The organism is Leisingera sp. ANG59 (assembly GCF_013317235.1).
Classification (GTDB): domain Bacteria; phylum Pseudomonadota; class Alphaproteobacteria; order Rhodobacterales; family Rhodobacteraceae; genus Leisingera.
In genome coordinates this window covers 107,153-121,837 of record NZ_WLCM01000013.1, presented here as the reverse complement: position 1 = coordinate 121,837, position 14,685 = coordinate 107,153, and the positions used below count along the sequence as shown (strand labels likewise).

Here is a 14,685-nt window from a genome sequence, read left to right as displayed (position 1 = left end):
GTAGCTCGGCGGGCTCTCATCCTTCAGATACTTCTTGATCGTGTTCCGCGATAATCCCGTCGCCCGCGCAACAGACCGGATGCTGCGTCCCTCAACCAATACCCATCGTCGGATCTTCGACACGCTTTCCATCAGTAACACCTGCTCTTTCCTCCGCACTTTTAGTGCGGATGTTAACGAAAACAGGTGGGTCAATTTTACTCGCTCATAACCCACCAAAGTGGGTCAATTTTGCACGCCGATTCACACTTAAGGTTATTCCGGTGGATGGGCCGCCGAAGCCTGCCCGCCTCGTGGGTAGCCGGTTGCAGGTAGAAACGCAGCGCCAAACACCTGAGGATGTTCGCGCTCGCGTACGTGCTTGGTACAAGGTGCGGGGGCGTGACTACCTAGCTCGCCGCTTGGCGCAGGTGTCAAAATCCTTGCCCTGGGTGCAGCAGGTTCCCGCGTTACGCCTGCTGGAGATGAAGCGGCAGTGGGGCAGTTGCTCGCCAACGGGAGAGATCATCGTGAATACGCATCTCGTCAAGGCTCCAAGACCCTGCATTGACTACGTCCTCATCCACGAGCTGGCGCACTTGAAGCACCATGACCACGGTCCAGAGTTCTGGAAGCTGCTGGACAATTATGCTCCAGATTGGCGCGGGGACAAAACCCAACTTGATCATCTCGTCGAGATCTTGACAGCGGACTGACCTCGGGTCGCCTGCGCTGGTAACTGCCTTATTGGTCACCGCGTCCAGCAATGCCGGGAAATTAAGGCCCACCATCAGAATAGCCGAAACGCCACCACGGTGCCTGCGGACACGGAGCGCCGCGCTCGGCTTGCACATGAGACGAGGAAACCCCCATGACATTCATTTCACAAACAGATACGGCAACACTCCAAGCGCAAAGCCTTATCCCCCGCCAGCTTGAACTTCCGCTGATGCCTGCGGCTGATGCTTCGGCTGAGGTGGTACAAACTTCTATAAGTCCTAATGATAGTTGTACTAGTTCGACCACGTCGTCGTTATCTGACCAGATCCTCTCCGATCTTGAAGCCACACTCGAAGCCAGAGGCATGACCACAACCGAGCCGCAGCTTGAAGCTCTGGCTGATGTCGTCGCGACCTTGTGCGATATGGCTGACGGGTCATGCGCCCCCACCATTCACCTCAGCAGTCTCGACCCCGGAATGGGAAAGACCACGGCTTTGACCCACTTTCTGCGGAGGTTCGTGGCAAGCCCTGATCATCTTCATGTCGGTGTCCTGGTCTGCCTGTCCCGGCTGGACGAGATCCGGAGGCTGGTCGACGAAGCAGGGCTGAACGAGGCGGATTTCGCGGTTCTGTGTTCGGACAAGGAGGTCGTAGATCTCTCGGCCACAAAGGCAGATGCAGCGCAAGTTCTCTTCACGACGCAGCAGATGCTTGCAAAGCGTTGCGCTGGCCGTCGGATGTCAGAGATCAGGGAGTTTCGCTACCTGGGGCAAGCTCGTGCTGTACGGGTCTGGGATGAGACCATCGAGCCGGGTGAGGTCATCACGATGTCAGCCGATGAACTGGCCGCCATGCTGTCCCCGCTTCGCAGGATCAGCCCAGTCTTGGCGGATCAGGTCCAGGCTCTTCAGTTTGATTTGACTACGTCGCCGCCTGGGCAAATCCTTCAGATGCCCGCGCTGGAGGCTTTGTTCACAATCGCCATTGATGAGGTGCCTGCTACGGAAGACTTCCGGAAACGGTTGGACAAGCTCAAGGCCATGGCTGGCCGAGCAGCACGGATTAATCGGACGCACGGAAACCGGGTCATAGCGCTCAACATCCGAGACGCATTGCCTTCAGACCTTGCACCGCTCCTCGTCCTCGACGCATCAGGACGGGTTCGTCACACCTATAGCGCCTGGGAGGCTCACGGCTACGGTCTGGCTCGCTTGCGTTCGGCACCTAAGGATTATGCCCCGCTGCAGATCCACCTGATGGACCAAGGGGGCGGGAAGGATGGTTGGAGGCGCAACGGTGATCAGCTTGCCCGCGAGGTCGCAACCGTCATCGACACCAAGCCAGATGAACCCTGGCTGGTCGTTCACCACAAGGTACAGGCAGGTGTTGATCCAGTGGGGTTGATCAAAGGCTACGTGAAGAAAGCAGATCTCTCCCGCGTGAGCTTCCTGCACTGGGGAGCGCATCAGGCGACCAACGCCTTCAAGGACGTGCCGAATGTGGTCTTGGCCGGGCTGCTTCACCTTCCAGGCAGCCAGCTTCTTGGCTTGACCTATGCCAGCTCTGGCAGGTCTGTAGCTGACGACCCACCTGCGGGTCTCACAGAGCAGATCGAGCAGGGGGAGTTGGGGCATGGGATTGTCCAGGCTGTAGGACGAGGCTCTGTGCGAGGCTTTGATGCGGGCAAGTGCCTCCCTTGCAGCGCCTACATCATCGCAGGGAAAAGGTATGGTTTGGCTCAGGCCTTGCCGCAATGGCTCCCAGGCTGTCGGCTGACCAGTTGGCGGCCTCGTCACAAGCCACTATCGGGTAAGGTGAGGCAAGCTGTCGAGTTCGTGGAGCGCCAACGAAGGGAGCGGCATGGTGAACCGATCCTGTTCTCTGCGATCATGGGCCACATCGGCGAGAAGGACCGCTCCAACTTCAACCGCTGCATCCGCAGACACTGCGACTTCAAGGCTGCCAACGAACGACTTGGGCTGATGGAGGTCAACATCGGGGGTGGGCGAAGCTATGACGCACTGCAGGCCACCTTTGGACCCGTGGACTGTATATCTGCATGACCTGGATGGTTTTGGGGTCAGAAATCTGAGTGGCCTACACATACACAAGCGACAGCGGTTTCCCCCCAATGGGGTGACTGCGCTCACAGCAGGGCCAACCCGATTGGCTGAAGGACCACAGATAGGAGAGAGAAAGAACCGTAGACCAAAGCGTAGACCACGCCGCGCCTGTTGACCCGTACCCGCAACGTCGGATAGCCCTTAGTTTGCTGGGGCTACCGGCTGAAGCAGTGCCTGTAACGGGAACACAACATCCGTGTGGGGGCACCATATAATTCAGAAACTTCATTATAAATCAGACAGTTAGATTGCGCTCGCTTTGACCGGCCCCACTAAGCGCCCCACCTTGAGCTTTCGATGCCTAGGCATTCCGGAACGGCTCGCAACAATCCTTCCACAGGGGCTTCGACGAAAAGGGCGTCCAAATCCTCAAAACGGGGCTGGCCGCAGCCGGGCCGGGTGCCGGGTGTAGTACTGGGCGGGAAGGAATGAGACGATGAAGAAAAGGCATCACCCACGAAAATGGCCGACTTCCGGCCAATTTCCCGCTTGGTTTTTTCGTTGGAGCGGAGTTCGTCCCTCTGGTGGGTTGGCTTGTCAATACTGAAGGGACGGACGCAATCAACGACTATTGGAAAGCGTTTGGATTGCTATTAGGCGCACTTATTTTCCCAGTATTCGTGGTCGTTGTGAACATCTGCCAGCAGGCCAAACAAGGAGAGAGGGAGTAGGATAGCCGGGAAAACAAGCTAGTTGCGGCGAAGTCCTTTCTGCCCGACGCCTTATCGAAATTCAGCCACGTGTGTGCAGTGAGGATGCAGCAGTTGGTCGGACCTGATGAGAAAGTTTTGCCTGGCGACCTCGAAGTTTCCAAGGAAACGCAAGCAGCCATACAAACGTGCATTGAGTTCGAAAGGGGAGACATTCAGACTGGGCTGGCGGAGTCGATTATGATTTATCGAATCATGATTTCCCGATCAAAGGGACACAAAATGAACGGGCATCGAAATGTTTCAACGATCCGGATGGCGCGCGTCTGCTTCGTTTCGAGCGAAGAACTGAAGAGTTCCATCACGCCGGGCATATCACGCAGTGGGCAGCATTTCGCGGTCTCATAGATACGTATCTTGACTATTCCCGCGTTTCAAAAGAAGGCACCGAACGAAGCCAAGCCAGGGGCGCAAGAAGCCCATCCCACACGACGAGGTCCGCTACTGCAAGCGCCACAAGGTCGAGAACAGCCTCGCCCGCCTCAAGGACTGGCGCCGTGTCGCAACCCGCAATGATAGATGTCCGACAGTCTTCCCCTCAGCCTGCGCCCTCGTCGCCGTCGTCATGTTCTGGTTATGTATCCTGACCTTGGAGTTTCGGGTATTTGCGGGCGCATATTGAGACACAGAAACGACTGACAGATGAACACCCCGCACCACTGACTGAACGTATTGGAAAAGCCGCAGGCCGGTATCGCTTCAAATAGTGCGGATGAAAGGTGCGCGATATTTTAGTTTCAACTATTGTGGTTTGCCTTTGCATTGCAGCCCGTCCTAGGGCACGTCTGCGCCTGCAGATTTTTCAACCGCAATGCACAGGTGAATTTAATGAATAACGACATAAGTGTGATTATCAAACCTGGAGCGGAACAGGCCATGGGAGGTTGGCAGGCGTCTCAGGATTTTCTGCACCATATGCGTCAGACTCCAACAGCCCCGGCCCTGCGGGTCGGGGGGGGGGGCGGCTCAGTTATGAGGCCCTGGGTCAATTGTCGCAAGGGCTGGCCCGTGCGGTGCAGGCCGCCGTAGCGCAACGGCAGAAAAAAACCGCTGCCTGTGCAATCTATGCCGACCGCAGCCTCGAGAGTTACGCCGGAGTGCTGGCCGCATTGCAGTTGGGCCTTTCCTACGTGCCGCTCAATCCGAAATTCCCTGATGAGCGCAACCGCACTCTGCTGGAACGTTCTGGCGCTGGCTCCGTAATCTGTGCCCCCGCGGAACAGGCGCGCATGCAAGAGCTGACTCGCGGCACCGGGATCGAGGTTGTCGCGACGCCACAAGAGGGCCCGGCGTTGACGGCGGACCTCAGCAATCCCATCGCCTATATCCTCTTCACCTCGGGCAGCACCGGCATGCCCAAGGGCGTGCGGATCAGCCATGGCAATCTGGATGCCTATCTGTCCGCGGCCATGGCGGTCACGAGCTACGGGCCTGCGGACCGGTTTTCACAGAATTTCGACCTGACCTTTGATCTGTCGGTGCATGACATGTTCCTGTGCTGGCGTGCCGGTGGAGAGCTGATCGTGCCCTCGGCCAAGGATCTCGAATACCCGGCAGAATATGTGCGGCGCGAGGGCGTGACCTGCTGGTTCTCGGTGCCTTCGCTGGCACAGAAGATGAACCTGCAGCATAGCTTGGCCCCGGGAGCGCTGAGTGGCATTCGGCATTCGCTGTTCTGCGGTGAAGCGCTGCCGCTGGACCTGGCCATGAAATGGCAGGCCGCCACCGGCAGCGTGGTGGAGAACTGGTACGGCCCGACCGAGGCCACCATTGCCTGTATGCGCTATCGCCTGCCTGTGCATGCGGGTCAGATGGAGACTCACCTGGGCCTGACACCGATCGGCGCCTGCCTGCCGGGAATGCGGGCCCTGGTGCTGGACGCGGACCAGCAGGAAGTGGGGCTTGGCGGCACCGGCGAGCTGTACATGGCCGGGCCTCAGCTGGCGCAAGGCTATCTGGATGACCCGGAAAAAACCGCAGCCGCTTTTGTGGACCTGCCCCAGCATAGCGGGCGTTTCTATCGTACCGGCGACAGGGTGAAACGCGTCCGGGCGGATGAGCTGCATTTCATCGACCGTGCCGATAACCAGATCAAGATCCGTGGATACCGAGTCGAAATTGGTGAAATCGAAGCCCGGATCCGTGAGTTGACTGGCGGCTGCTCCGCCGTGGTGACGCCGCTGCCGCTGAAGTCCCCGGCCCCGGCAGTGCTGATCGCCTCGATCGAGGGCTGGAATGGCGACAGTGCTGCGCTTTTGGCCCAGCTGGGAGAGACGCTGCCATCTTATATGGTCCCTTCGGCAGTGCGCCAGGAGGCAAGCTTTCCCAAAAACGCCAGCGGCAAGGTGGACCGCGGGGCCATTGGGGCAGCCCTGATGGCCGAGACGGAAGCCACTTCCCCGGCGGCGGCTGAGGCAGGGGGCAGGATCAAGACGCAAAATATGCGCCGCCAGCTAATTTCCCTGGCGCGTCAGATCAACCCGGCACTCAGCCAGGAGGCGATCCTCAATGCACCGGATCTAATGGCTGCGGGGCTGGATTCCCTGGCTTTTGCGGAATTTTCGGTGCGCATCGAAAAAGCCTTTGGTCTGGCGCTGGATCAGAACCTGGTCGCTGAGATGGCTGAGATGCGCATTGGCAAGCTGGCTAAACTGGTGAAACACCTGGTCGACCCGGACAATGCAGCTCATCCCGGGGCCGGGGCTGGCAAGGCATCTGGCCAAGGAAACGGTGAAAAAGCTGCTGGCAGAGGAAAAGCAGCAGGCAAGCGCCGCAAGAATCCTGCACGCAAGACGGTGCATTATAAATCCCGACGCACCATCGAATGCCTGAACCGTTTCCCGGAATGGGCGGCGGCGGCTGAACACCCCTTGGCACTGTTCTTTGGATCCTCCGGCGTGGCAGCGGCCATAGACACCGGGGGGGTCGAAGCGCGTGCCGCAGCCTTGGGGCAGCCGGTCTGTGCGGCCAATCTCGGTATGGCCAAACTCAGTAATGCAGGTACGGTCGAGCTGGTGGAATACGTACGCGATGTGGTGCGAGAACTGGACAAGCCGGTGGCCTTTGGCGTCTATGAACTGGAGCTGATGCAGCTTAGCCCGCTGCCAACCGGGCGTGAGATCGAAGTGGTCAAAGCCTATCTGGCAGGGGATTATGTTCTGGAAGAGCTGGCCAGTGTCGATCCGTGGAACCGCTGGGAGGCCGTCGGCGGCGGCACCATCCTGCGGGGAGGACGCCAAGGCAGCGGCGCCGATCAGGTGGTGGCCTCGAATGCGCAGTGGAGCAAAAAACGTGAAGTTGAAGTCACCGATGCCCATATGGGGCGGCTTGAATTCATTGCAATGCAGCGGCAGATCTGGCTGCAGGGGGCCGCAACCGCCGAAAGCTTCTGTCCGCGTCTGCTAAGCTTTGTGCACCCGGTGAGAGAATCTGCATTGCAGACGGCGCGGGCTCGTGGCCCGGCAGGGCCGCATTTCGACAGCCTGCTTGACGTGGTGGACAGCGCTTTGCGCCGCCCGCTTATTCGGCCATCAGAGTTTGATCTGAGACCCGAAGATTACCGTGATTTCCACCATGTCAACCGTTTCAGCGGCCGGGAGAAATTGTCACAACAGCTGACCGATGCTGCGTTCGCGGCCGACACGCAGGAGACAGTGCTGCGCTGAATCATGGCACCGGCAGAAGTGAATCCTGAGAGATGCCGTTACGAGGCACTGTCTTACAGTGCTTTGCGGTAGCCCAATTTGGCAGCCTTGGGGAAATTGATCTCCTCGGCCATCTTGCGCACCTCGGTATGAGCCTCGGACTTCCAAGACGAGGCTGGACGGATGTCGATCCTGGTGGCCTGCTTTTGTAGCACTTCCTCATTGGCGGGCGGGAACAGATGGGTGCGTTCCCATGAAATTTCTGCACTTTGAGATGCGATGAAAAAGCTGGTGTCCTGCGTCAACCCGGCCCAAGCCTGGATCTGTTCCAGCACCGGCCGGGGCGTGTTTGCAAAATCTTCGTATTTCAGCTGCAGGAAGGCATCGTCCGCCACCTGCTCCAGTTCTTGCATTCGTTTCACCCGCTTGTTCCAGTTGCGAGCGCGCTGGCGTAGAACCTCGGTTTTTTTGACCAGTTTGCTCCAGCTTACGGCAACGGCACGGGGGTCGCGCACCAAATTGAGTATATAAAGGTCGATCCCCTCGGCCAGCTGCAGTGCTAGGGCCAGGTTAGGGAGTTTCGAAGAATCGATCAGCACGCGATTTTGAGCCTCTGCACTGGCAAATCGGTAGAGGCTGACCAGCAGTTCCAGAAAGCGGGGGTGCGCGGCGCGAATATCATTGCGTGCTTTGGCATCGCTCCAGTTATTGATCTGGTTAGAGGTCTTCTGGAAGGCAGCAAAGCCGTCACGCAACTCCTCCATGGCACTGGCTCCATGGGTCTGAACCATACGGGCAGCTATCTGCCCCCAATAGCCACAGAGCGGCAGCGTCTGACCACAGGAACACGGCCAGTTCTTGTGCATAGACATGGGCAGATGACGGATCTGGCCGACATTCTGACAATCTTCGTTCTGGGACAAAAGCTGAGACAAAAAGGTGCTGCCGGAGCGTCCGGCTCCGGCGATCAAAACGACTTTGATGGTCACGCAGAAAACCCCGCAAGAATAGGAAAGGGCCAAGGCCCGGATGCTGCGCGACATTGCCGGAATGTGCAGCTGTTGTCTATTGCTGCCTCACCCAAGGCCGCACAGAGTTCTTCGGGCGGCAGTTCTGCGCGACAAACAGGATGAGATTCCGCCTTCGTGGCGTTCAAGCCAAACAGCGGTTGAGTTTGGTCCAGGCATCCCGGTATCCTCGCAGTCTTCTCGGCTCCTATAGGCAGATTAAATCATTCATCTGTGAGCGCCTTTGAATGGCATCTTCGATCCAAATCCGCAAAGGCTCCACTGGCGACAGATTGCCTGCCAAGGCGGATCGCCCAGCGCCTCCGTTGCGCGTCCGCGATTCTGTTTCGTCCCGCCTGCGTTTTCGGGCCAGTGGAAAGCCCGCCATGAAACCGGCAGCGCGCCTTGCCGGGGATGGGCCTAGAACGGCAGGCCGTGTCTTTGCGGGTACGTGCGCCGCACTGCTTAGAAAAGGTTTGGACGCGCGGGGTGCCTAAGACCCTACCCCGCGCGCATGTAGAGGGCGAGAAATTGTCCCATCCCCTCCGCGGCTTCTGGAATGGCTTGCGGTACTTCGGCGCCTCAAGTCCCATTGCCGAGAGCAACCGCAAAGGCGCATAACCGCGAACAAGCACATTCCCTTTCCGTTCCCAATACTTGACTGATGAGGGGTGCAGCCCAGCCAAAGCGGCCAAGGCTGAGCGCGAAAAGCCCAGTCGCAAGCGGTGCTGTTTCAGTTCGTCACCGGTCATCTGTTTTGTTCCTGTCCCATGGCTAGATGTAGATATGTCCTGCTTTCTGTGACGTGGCATTTCGCTATCCCGCTCAGCCCGACACAATTTTCAGGACGGGAGACTTAGCGGGCGGCGTGGTTTCGTCCTTACCGTCAGCCGATCTGTGACGCCTATGCACGGTTTTTGTGCGGGGGTTCTGCGTTTCGTGCCAGCGCATGAAAGCCTTTCGGGCCGGTTTCCCGTCTTGTGTCGGCAATTCATCAAGCGCCCATTGCGCAGCCTCTCCGATGCCGGAACCCGCATCCGGATCTTCGAAGAACTGAGAGCCCTTGGATATGACGGCGGCTATGACGCTGTCCGGCGTTACGCGGCCACGTGGTCCAAGGAAGAACAAGAGGCCTCCGCGGCCGCCTATGTCCCGCTGATTTTCGATCCGGGCGAGGCCTACCAATTTGACTGGAGCCGCGAGATTGTTGTGATCGACGGTGCGACCACCACTGTGAAGGTGGCGCATGTCCGGCTCTGCCACAGCCGCATGCTGTTTGTCCGGGCCTATCCGCGCGAGACGCAGGAGATGGTGTTCGATGCCCATGACAAGGCCTTCGCCTTCTTCGGCGGGGCCTGCACGCGCGGGATCTACGACAGCGGGAATTGTCCGCCATTGGTCCGAGGACAATGGACGCGAAGACGGCGGTAGACACGATCTTCGTTGGCCGCGACCGGGCCTACAATCGGCGCTTCCAGCAGATGTGCGGGCATTATCTTGTCGATCCCGTTGCCTGTACACCGGCATCGGGCTGGGAGAAGGGGCAGGTCGAGAACCAGGTAGGCGTTGTCCGGCGTCGCTTCTTCGTGCCCAGGCCCAAGTTTAAGAGTTACTCCGAACTAAACGCCTGGCTCGAGGATCGCTGCGTTGCCTGGGCCAAATCTCATCCGCACCAGGAGCTTCGAGACCGCACGATCTGGGAGGTCTTCGAGGATGAGCGGGCGAGTCTGGTGCCATACGTCGGCCCCTTTGATGGTTTCCACGCTGTTCCGGCATCAGTCTCGAAGACCTGTCTCGTCCGGTTCGACAAGAACCGCTACTCGGTGGATGGCCGCGCCGTCGGCCGGCCAGTCGAGATCCGCGCCTATGCCGAGCGGGTCGAGTTCTGGCAGGACGGCAAGATCGTAGGGCGGCATGAACGAGCCTTCGGGCGCGACAAGGCCATCTACGATCCGCTGCACTACATCCCGGTGCTGGCCCGCAAGCCTGGCGCCCTCAGGAATGGGGCTCCCTTCAAGGACTGGGAGCTGCCATCAGCGATCAGGCGCATTCAGCGCAAACTGGGCAAGGTGCCCAATGGCGACCGGCAGATGGTCCAGATCCTGAGCATGATCCCCACCGATGGGCGGGATGCAGTGGATGCTGCCTGTGCCGAAGCGCTGAACGAAGGGGCCCCCGCGGCCTCGGTCGTCATCAACATTCTGGCCCGGCATCGTGAGCCGCCGCCGCCGCTGACCATCGATACGCCCGACGCGCTGCGACTGACCTGCGAGCCCGTGGCCGACTGCAAACGCTATGACAGCCTAAGGAGACACATCCATGGAAAGATCACAGGTGCTGGACGCGATGAGCCAGCTGAAGCTCTACGGCATGAAGGCCGCCTACGATGAGACCATCGCCACGGCGGTGAAGCGTCAGCACGAACCGCAACAGATCATCGGCGATCTGCTGAACGCCGAGATCAGTGAGAAGCAGGCGCGCTCGATCAAATACCAGATGACGATTGCCAAGCTGCCCCTGGCGAAAGAGGTCGATGAGTTCAGCTTCGAAGGCACGCCGGTCAACGAGGCGCTGGTCCGTGATCTGGCGACCGGAGAGTTTCTGGCGCAGCAACGCAATGCCGTGCTGATCGGCGGCACAGGGACCGGTAAATCCCACCTGGCCGTCAGCATCGCTCGGGCGTGCATCCGCCGCGGCAGACGGGGGCGCTTCTTCAACGTTGTGGACCTGGTGAACAAACTCGATGCGGAAGCCCGCGCCGACCGACAGGGGCGCACGGCAGATCTGCTGTGCCGTCTCGACTTCCTGATCCTCGACGAGCTTGGCTATCTCCCCTTCGCACAAACCGGTGGTCAGCTATTGTTCCATCTCATCAGCCGCCTCTACGAGCGCACATCGATCATCGTGACGACCAACCTCGACTTCGGCGAATGGCCCTCGGTCTTCGGCGACGCCAAGATGACTACCGCGCTGCTCGACCGCCTTACCCACCATTGCGACTTCGTCGAAACGGGCAACGAGAGCTGGCGCTTCAAAACCCGAGAATAGTCGAGCCGACGCTGGCCCGATACGGCTTCGCTTTGTGGAGACTGCGCCGCATCGGGCCAGCTAACCGCACGTCAAACAGGGGGTCAATTTTGGATGCCTATAGGGGGTCAAAGTTCCATGCCGATTGACAGGTTGGACATCCCCGTGAACAAGGGCCGCCCGCGTGGCGGAAGCCCGGGGCCGGGAAACTTGCGGACCAGCCGGTTGAGGACTGGTTTCCCCTTAAGCCCAAGGGGGGGGGGCGGGGAGGTCTGTCAAACACAGGCGCAGTCTGCGGGAAAGGCGGACGGTGCCGCTGGTCCAGCGCGCCCGGAAAGCTTTACGGCCTCCCTAAAGCTGCCGAAGGCAGCATGCGGGAGAGCGGCATCTGCCGCAGGATCACTGCAGGGGCCGGCCGCTGCGGCTGAAGGTCAGGCTTTCGGTGCTCAGGTCGTCATAGGTCACCTCGACAGCGATCTGCTCGATCGAGCCCAGGGGGTAGCTGCGGTAGGGCAGGCCGTCTTCCTCTTTGATCATATTGGGAAAGCCCTCCTCCAGGTGGCAGTCCGGCAGCGGCCAGATTTCCGGCGCCTGGCCGTTCACACCCAGCCTGACCTGCGCCAGGCCGCAGCGCCAGGACCACAAGTGGGTCACATAAAGCAGGTCCTGGCCGTCGAATTCGCGGACATGGATCCAGTTGGCCTGGGTCGCGGCCAGGATCGGCTTGACCTCCAGCGCGGTGGTGAAGCGGCCGGTGGCCTCCTGCGGTTCCGCGGCGAGGGCGGCTGGCACGGCGGCGGGAGCTGGCGCCGCAGCTGCGGCTTCCGGCGTTCCGGCGTCCGTTCCGGGCTGCGCGGAAGCGGCAATAATGGCCAGGATCACATCAAACATCATCTCTCTCCACTCACGGCGCCTTTTGCGTCACAAGGCGTCCCGAAATTCCCAATGGCCGGTTGCGCGGCAGTTTGCCGGCTTATAGCTAGCTTAGCAGGCAATTCTCTTTGCGGCCTTAACGCACAGTTCTAGCCGCCTGGCAGCGGCCGAAAACGGGGAAAACAATGGCAAATGCCCCCTTCAATGTGATGATCGTCGGCCAGGCGGGCCGGCTGCAGTATGAGGCACTGCTGTTTGCGGCCTCGCTGCGCCGCTGCTCGCCGGGATTTACCGGCCGCCTGTTGGTGGCAGTGCCGCAGCCGGGGCCGCTGTGGGACAAGGATGCCGGCATCCGCAATCAGGATGTCCTGCAGGCCCTTGCGGATTTGGATGCGGAGATCCTGCCGTTCGAAAGCCAAGTGTTCGGCGCCGCATACCCCTATGGCAACAAGATCGAGGCGCTGCTGGCGCTGCCCGAAGGGGAGCCGTTTGTGTTCTTCGACACCGACACGCTGATCACCGGTGAGCTGGCTGAGGTGCCGTTTGACTTCTCCCGTCCCTCGGCATCGCTGCGGGTCGAGGGCACCTGGCCGAAGCCGACGCTGTACGGGCCGGGATATGCAGGCATCTGGCGGGCGCTCTATGACCGCTTCGGTCTCGACTTCCAGTCCAGCCTCGACATCAGCCAGCCGGATGAATACTGGAAGCGCTACCTCTATTTCAACGCGGGCTTCTTCTACGGTGCCTGCCCGCAGGCATTTGGCAAGCGGTTCCTGGATTTTGCGCAGTCTGTCAGGAACGATCCCCCGCCGGAACTGGTGGGCCAAAGCCTGGATCCCTGGCTGGACCAGGTCGTGCTGCCGCTGGTGATCCATTCCTTCGGCGGCGGGCGCGATGCGCTGCCCGCAGGCTATCTCGACGGCGGGGTCAGCTGCCACTACCGGCTGTTCCCTCTGCTTTATGCGCGAGAAAGCGACCGCGTGGTGGAGGTGCTGCACGAAGTGGCTGCGCCGAACCGGATCAAGAAGGTGCTGAAGGGCTACGAGCCGATCAAGCGCATGGTCTACCAGGGGCGCGGCGAAAAGGTGCGGGCGCTGTTTGACCGCGAAAACCTGCCCCGGCGCGAGCAGGCGATCCGCAACAGGATCAAGTCCGAGGGCTTCTGGATGCGCTGAGGCGGGTCAGCCCTGAAGCGCCCGCTCGATACTGCGGGCAAACTGCAGCAGCCGCGCATCGGAGCCCTTCGGCCCGGTGATATGCAGCCCGGCAGGCATCCTATCCGCAGAACGTCCAAAGGGGATCGAGATTGAGGGCAGCTCCATCGGCGGGGTCAGCGTCACAGTGCGCCAGTCCTCGGTGATCTCCCCGTCGCGCAGGTCTGCGGAGAACGGCATCCCTGTCGCCGTGGGCCAGAGGGCAAAGTCGTAACGCTCGAAGAAGGTGCAAACATCTACCCAGACCTTGGCACGGGTTGTCTGATAGGCGATCAGCTCCGCCAGGCCGCGCCCCTCGGCCTGGGCGCAGGCGGTGCGGTAGCTTTCGCCTGCCAGCGCCATGTCCGGCGCCAGCGCCGCGCGCAGCTGCAGCGCGCATTGGCCCCGGATGATGTCGCCATGCGCCAGGAGCGGCTCCAGCGGCGGCGCGTCTTCCGCCACTTGCCAGCCCATCTCGAGGCAGAGCCTTTCAACCGGGGCAACCGCCGCTTGCACAGACGGCTCCACGCTTGCACCAAACGGCGCCAGCGACAGCGCCGCCCGGCCTGTGCGCCGGCCAGGGGCCTCTTCCAGGTCCGCCAGCCGCGGCAGCTCCTGCCAATACCCCAGCGGCTGGCAGGCCGCATTGCCCTGCATCACCTCCAGCATCAGCACCAGGTCCCGCACCGTCCGTGCCATCGGGCCCGGCACCGACAGCCCGTCAAACGGGGACGGATTCGGGCCATAGGGGATCAGGCCGGAGGTCGGGCGCATCCCCGCAACCCCGCACCAGGCGGCAGGCGTGCGGGTGCTGCCGCCCAGGTCCGATCCATCGGCCAGCGCCGCCATGTTTGCCGCCAGTACCGCTGCCGCACCGCCGGAGCTTCCCGCAACGGATTTTTGCGGGTTCAGCGGGTTGCGGGTGGTGCCGGAGACCAGGTTGGCGGTTTGGCCCGACAGGGTGAACTCCGGTGTATTGCTCTTGCCGGTTATCACCGCACCGGCTGCACGCAGCCGGGCGACATGCAGCGCGTCATAATCCGGCACATGGACTTCAAAGCTCTTTGAGCCCCAGGTGGTGCGCAGTCCCTTGGTTTCAAAGCAATCCTTGATGGCAACCGGCAGGCCGTGCAGCGGGCCGGCAAACTCACCGCGTGCCGCCAGCGCATCCAGTTCTGCCGCGCGTGCCTCCGCCGCCTCCCAGTCCAGAGTGACAAAGGCGTTCACAGTGCCTTCCTGCGCTTCGGTCTGCGTCTTGTGTGCTGCCAGCACCTCGCGGGCGCTCAGTTCACGCGCGCGCAGCTTGGCGGCCATCTCCTCGGCGCTGAGCGCAGTGATATCGGTCATGCGGCGGGTCTCCGGGTCCATGTGGCAGCGGTGCTGCCGCGACCCTAGGGAGACTGAACG

General features: G+C 60.8%; 10 protein-coding genes and 2 pseudogenes. 7 read left to right on the top strand and 5 right to left on the bottom strand.

Annotated elements, in window-relative coordinates; translation table 11 throughout:
• On the bottom strand, positions 1–141 hold a 141-nt coding region (locus GKC28_RS26410; protein ID WP_368041119.1), incomplete at its 3' end, for a helix-turn-helix domain-containing protein.
• A 29-nt stretch (positions 142–170) separates the two neighbouring features.
• Between GKC28_RS26410 and GKC28_RS13700 the strand changes: the two genes are divergently transcribed.
• The 4 genes and pseudogenes from GKC28_RS13700 to GKC28_RS13690 all read left to right on the top strand — a co-directional run bounded on the left by GKC28_RS13700 (position 171) and on the right by GKC28_RS13690 (position 7,199).
• Complete coding sequence (locus GKC28_RS13700) at positions 171–695, top strand: M48 family metallopeptidase (RefSeq protein ID WP_254604229.1); 525 nt, start codon at positions 171–173, stop codon at positions 693–695.
• A 155-nt stretch (positions 696–850) separates the two neighbouring features.
• Entirely contained in the window at positions 851–2,764 is a 1,914-nt protein-coding gene (locus GKC28_RS13695; RefSeq protein ID WP_174147463.1) for a DEAD/DEAH box helicase family protein, read from the top strand.
• Between the two features lie 1,176 nt (positions 2,765–3,940).
• A pseudogene (locus GKC28_RS26405) lies at positions 3,941–4,156 on the top strand (hypothetical protein); the annotation flags it as partial.
• Positions 4,157–4,418: 262 nt separating this feature from the next.
• A complete protein-coding gene (locus GKC28_RS13690; protein ID WP_302480798.1) occupies positions 4,419–7,199 on the top strand; it encodes a non-ribosomal peptide synthetase in 2,781 nt (926 codons plus the stop codon).
• A 53-nt stretch (positions 7,200–7,252) separates the two neighbouring features.
• Here GKC28_RS13690 and GKC28_RS13685 read toward each other — a convergent pair whose 3' ends face one another.
• Together GKC28_RS13685 and GKC28_RS26835 are read right to left on the bottom strand one after the other, a co-directional pair.
• Positions 7,253–8,167 (bottom strand): sulfotransferase, encoded by a 915-nt coding sequence (locus GKC28_RS13685; RefSeq protein ID WP_174147461.1) that lies wholly within the window; start codon positions 8,165–8,167, stop codon positions 7,253–7,255.
• A gap of 242 nt (positions 8,168–8,409) precedes the next feature.
• Positions 8,410–8,778: an HGGxSTG domain-containing protein gene (locus tag GKC28_RS26835; protein ID WP_368041118.1), complete on the bottom strand. Its 369-nt coding sequence runs from the start codon at positions 8,776–8,778 to the stop codon at positions 8,410–8,412.
• 436 nt (positions 8,779–9,214) lie between these two features.
• Between GKC28_RS26835 and istA the strand changes: the two are divergent.
• Positions 9,215–10,575: pseudogene (gene istA / locus GKC28_RS13680) on the top strand (IS21 family transposase); the annotation flags it as partial.
• Positions 10,505–11,233 carry an IS21-like element ISPkr1 family helper ATPase IstB gene (istB, locus tag GKC28_RS13675; protein ID WP_174147460.1) on the top strand — a complete coding sequence of 243 codons (729 nt, stop codon included), beginning with the start codon at positions 10,505–10,507 and terminating at the stop codon, positions 11,231–11,233. The pseudogene istA and the gene istB, both read left to right, overlap by 71 nt.
• Positions 11,234–11,611: 378 nt before the next feature.
• Here the strand turns inward: istB and GKC28_RS13670 are convergent, their stop codons facing one another.
• Positions 11,612–12,103, bottom strand: coding sequence for a hypothetical protein (locus GKC28_RS13670; protein ID WP_174147459.1), 492 nt, complete (start codon positions 12,101–12,103; stop codon positions 11,612–11,614).
• A gap of 167 nt (positions 12,104–12,270) precedes the next feature.
• Between GKC28_RS13670 and GKC28_RS13665 the strand changes: the two genes are divergently transcribed.
• Positions 12,271–13,260, top strand: coding sequence for a hypothetical protein (locus GKC28_RS13665; protein WP_174147458.1), 990 nt, complete (start codon positions 12,271–12,273; stop codon positions 13,258–13,260).
• 6 nt (positions 13,261–13,266) lie between these two features.
• Here GKC28_RS13665 and GKC28_RS13660 read toward each other — a convergent pair whose 3' ends face one another.
• Positions 13,267–14,625: an amidase gene (locus GKC28_RS13660; RefSeq protein WP_174147457.1), complete on the bottom strand. Its 1,359-nt coding sequence runs from the start codon at positions 14,623–14,625 to the stop codon at positions 13,267–13,269.
• Positions 14,626–14,685 lie beyond the last annotated feature (60 nt).

What these genes read in the sequence shown, in the direction of transcription:
- istB (WP_174147460.1), top strand. Translation starts at nt 10,505, where the DNA reads ATGGAAAGATCACAGGTGCTGGACGCGATGAGCCAGCTGAAGCTCTAC.
- GKC28_RS13660 (WP_174147457.1), bottom strand. Translation starts at nt 14,625, where the DNA reads ATGACCGATATCACTGCGCTCAGCGCCGAGGAGATGGCCGCCAAGCTG.
- GKC28_RS13665 (WP_174147458.1), top strand. Translation starts at nt 12,271, where the DNA reads ATGGCAAATGCCCCCTTCAATGTGATGATCGTCGGCCAGGCGGGCCGG.
- GKC28_RS13700 (WP_254604229.1), top strand. Translation starts at nt 171, where the DNA reads ATGTTAACGAAAACAGGTGGGTCAATTTTACTCGCTCATAACCCACCA.
- GKC28_RS13695 (WP_174147463.1), top strand. Translation starts at nt 851, where the DNA reads ATGACATTCATTTCACAAACAGATACGGCAACACTCCAAGCGCAAAGC.
- GKC28_RS26835 (WP_368041118.1), bottom strand. Translation starts at nt 8,778, where the DNA reads ATGGGACTTGAGGCGCCGAAGTACCGCAAGCCATTCCAGAAGCCGCGG.
- GKC28_RS13670 (WP_174147459.1), bottom strand. Translation starts at nt 12,103, where the DNA reads ATGTTTGATGTGATCCTGGCCATTATTGCCGCTTCCGCGCAGCCCGGA.